The sequence below is a fragment of the Candidatus Acetothermia bacterium genome (assembly GCA_024653305.1).
In the GTDB taxonomy this organism is placed as follows: Bacteria; Bipolaricaulota; Bipolaricaulia; order Bipolaricaulales; family Bipolaricaulaceae; genus JACIWI01.
On record JANLFW010000038.1, the window covers coordinates 1 to 3,504 of the forward strand.

At 66.9% G+C, this 3,504-nt stretch carries 3 protein-coding genes; all 3 read left to right on the plus strand.

The genetic code is table 11. From position 1 onward, the window contains the following. The first annotated feature begins 170 nt into the window (after positions 1–170). Positions 171–1,700 (plus strand): glutathione ABC transporter substrate-binding protein, encoded by a 1,530-nt coding sequence (locus NUV94_07990; protein MCR4392677.1) that lies wholly within the window; start codon positions 171–173, stop codon positions 1,698–1,700. Positions 1,701–1,745: 45 nt separating this feature from the next. Further along, a complete protein-coding gene (locus tag NUV94_07995; GenBank protein ID MCR4392678.1) occupies positions 1,746–2,666 on the plus strand; it encodes an ABC transporter permease in 921 nt (306 codons plus the stop codon). Positions 2,667–2,671: 5 nt separating this feature from the next. Beyond that, positions 2,672–3,504, plus strand: an 833-nt coding sequence (locus tag NUV94_08000; protein MCR4392679.1) for an ABC transporter permease, incomplete at its 3' end; no start/stop codon positions are given.

The following is a 3,504-nucleotide window of genomic DNA, read 5'->3' on the forward strand; positions in this document are numbered from 1 at the left end:
CCCGGCCCGAATGGGCCGGGCCCCGTCCTGAGGCTTGCTCGCCGCGGTCCCCCCCTACTATAATGTGTCCCTGCTGCCCTGAGGCAGCACGAGCTCACAGGGGGTGATTGCGGGAAGGAGAGTTGTCTGTTCCTGGTTGGCTGAGACCACTGCGCATGGGAGGTGCCGTAATGAAGGGAAGCTTGCTGTTTGTGGCGTGCTTGCTTGTGGTGGGGGCGGTGGCCGCGGCCCAGACCCCCAAGGTGGGTGGGGAGCTCGTGATTGCTTTCGGGACTGACCCGGAGTCCCTTGACCCCAACAAGATCACGTCCGCTCCGGCGGGGATGGTCCTCACCCACATCGCCCAGACCCTCCTCCTCATGACGGAGGACCTGCAGGTGGCCCCGCTCCTCGCGGAGAGCTGGACCATCTCTGAGGACAACCTCACGGTGACCCTGTACCTCCGCAAGGGGGTGCTGTTCCACGACGGGACCCCGTTCAACGCCGACGCGGTCAAGGTGAACCTGGAGCGGTTCCGGAAGGCCACGTACGCGTTCCTCCTCTTCCCCCGCGTCCAGACGATTGATGTGGTGGACGAGTACACGGTCCGGTTCAACCTGGACAAGCCGTTCGCCCCGCTCATTTCCCACCTCACCCACAACTTCGTGGCCATGGTGAGCCCAAAGCAGATCGCCGAGCTCCCTGAGGGGAAGGACATCATGGAGCCCATCGGCACGGGCCCGTTCAAGTTCGACCGGTGGGTGCGAGGCGACCACGTGCGGATCGTGCGCAACGACGCGTACTGGGGCCAGAAGCCGTACCTGGACTCGGTGGTGTTCAAGGTTGTCCCCTCCGACGCCACCCGGCTCGTGCTCTTGGAGACGGGCGAGGTCCACGCCATCATGCGCGTGCCGCCGCTTGATGCGCCGAGGGTGGCGACGACGAAGGGGCTTGAGGTGGTGCGGGTTCCGAGCGTCCGCACGATCTACATCGCCTTCAACTACCAGAAGCCGCCGTTCACCGACGTCCGCGTCCGCCAAGCGATCAACTACGCGGTGGACAAGGAAGCGATCGTAAAGGAGATCCTGGGCGGCATGGGCGGCGTCTCCGACGCCCCGATCATGCCCCTCATCTTCGGCTACACCCCGCAGACGCCCTACGAGTACGATCCAGAAAAGGCCAGGCAGCTTCTGGCGGAGGCGGGGTTCCCCAAGGGGTTCAAGTGCACGCTCTACCACCCCACGGGCCGGTACATGAAGGACGCGGCGATCGCGGAGGCGGTGCAGGCGTACCTGGCCGAGGTGGGGATCCAAGCCGAACTCATCACGATGGAGTGGGCAGCGTACCTCGCCTTCCTCCGCAAGCCGGTGACCGAGGCCACATTCGACATGTTCATGCTCGGCTGGGGCTGCGTGACCTTGGACGCCGACTACGGTCTGTTCCCGCTGTTCCACACGAGCGAGTGGGCCCCGGTCGGGTCGAACCGCAGCTTCTACTCGAACCCCACGGTGGACAGCTTGCTCGAATTGGGGCGGGTGGAGCCGGATCCTGTGTCCCGGAAGGCCATCTACGCCAGCGTCCTCAACGTGCTGTGGGAGGACGCGGGGTGGCTGTTCCTCCACTACGAGGGGCAGATCAACGCCCAGCGGACGGTGGCCAAGGGCCTCGTCCATCACCCGCGGGAGTACATCCTGGCCCACCAGGCGTGGCTTGACCTCTAAGTGAGGGTGTGGGGGCCCGCCTGGGGCGGGCCCCCTTCTCCTGCTGTGATCCAGTACGTGGTGCGGCGGCTTCTGTTGGCGATCCCGGCCCTGTTCGGGGTGACCCTGCTTGTGTTCGGGATCCTGCGGATGCTCCCGGGCGACCCCGCCCAGGCGATGGCGGGGGTCCACGCGACCGAGGAGTTCGTGGCCCAGGTGCGGCGACAGCTTGGCCTGGACACACCGATCTACGTCCAGTACGGCCGGTTCATGGCCGGCCTCCTGCGGGGCGACCTGGGGACCTCGATCCGCACTGGTGTTCCCGTGAGCCGGGAGGTGTGGTCCCGGCTCATCCCCACCCTGGAACTCACCCTGGTGAGCCTGGCCCTGGCCACGCTCCTGGGGATTGGGGTGGGGGTGGTGTCGGCAGTGAAGCCCTACTCCATCTTCGACTACGTGAGTATGTCTGCGGCCCTGGTGGGGCTGTCGGCGCCCGTGTTCTGGCTTGGGCTCATGCTCATGCTCCTGTTCGCAGTCCAGCTGCGGTGGCTCCCTGCGGCGGGGCGGGGAGGACTGGCCCGCCTCGTCCTCCCCTCGGTTACCCTCGCCGCCTCCTCTGTGGCGTTGATCGCCCGCTTCACCCGGTCCACGATGCTGGAGGTGATGGGGCAGGACTACGTGAACACCGCCCGGGCCAAGGGCCTTCCCGACCGGAAGGTCATCCTCCACCACGCGCTCCGCAACGCCCTCATCCCCATCGTCACTGTGATCGGGCTGCGCTTCGGGGCGCTCCTGTCGGGGGCCGTCCTCACCGAAACCGTGTTCGCCTGGCCGGGTGTCGGGCGGTTGATGGTGGAGTCCATTTCCGCCCGCGACTACCCTGTGGTCCAGGGCGCGGTCCTTGTCCTGGCGCTGGCGTTTGTGCTCCTCAACCTGCTCGTTGATCTCCTGTACGGGCTCGTGAACCCGCGCATCCAGTATGACTGAATCCCATGCAGACCTTCCGCCGACTCCTTAAGCACCGGATGGCCGTGGTAGGCCTCGTCATCGTCGCGGCGTTCCTGGTGATCGCCGCGTTTGCGCCCCAGCTTTCTCCCCGTGACCCGATGCGGTTTTCGTTGGCCAACAAGCTCAGGCCTCCCTCGCCGAGCTACCCCCTGGGCACTGATGAGTTGGGACGCGACCTCCTCTCGCGGATCCTCCACGGGACGCGGGTGTCCCTGATGATGGCCGTGGTGTCGGTCTCCATCGGCCTTGTGGTCGGGACCCCGATCGGTGCTCTGTCCGGCTTCTACGGCGGCGCCGCCGACCTGGTCACCCAGCGGCTGGTGGACGTCCTGATGGCCTTCCCTGGCATCCTCCTTGCCATTGTCGTGGTGGCGGTCCTCGGGCCGGGGCTGTGGAACGCGATGCTCGCTGTGGGTATCTCCTTCGTGCCCACCTACGTTCGGGTGGTGCGGAGCTCGGTGCTGGAAATCCGCACGCGGGAGTACGTGGAGGCCGCCCGGGCCGTGGGGACTGGCAACCTCGCCATCGTGCGCCGGCACGTCCTGCCCAACTGCCTCGCCCCCATCATCGTCCTCTCTACTCTGCAGATGGCCTCGGCGATCCTGTGGGCCTCGGGGTTGGGGTACCTCGGCCTGGGGGCCCAACCGCCGACCCCGGAGTGGGGCACCATGCTCGGCCGGGCCCAGGACTACGTGCGTCTGGCCTGGCACTACGCCACGTTCCCCGGGCTGGCCATCGCCCTGGCCGTGTTGGGGTTCAACCTCGTGGGGGACGGGCTTCGGGATGCCCTGGACCCCCGGTTCGGGCATCGGGTGTA

Coding starts and splice junctions, on each gene's coding strand:
- NUV94_07990 (MCR4392677.1), top strand. CDS start 171: ATGAAGGGAAGCTTGCTGTTTGTGGCGTGCTTGCTTGTGGTGGGGGCG.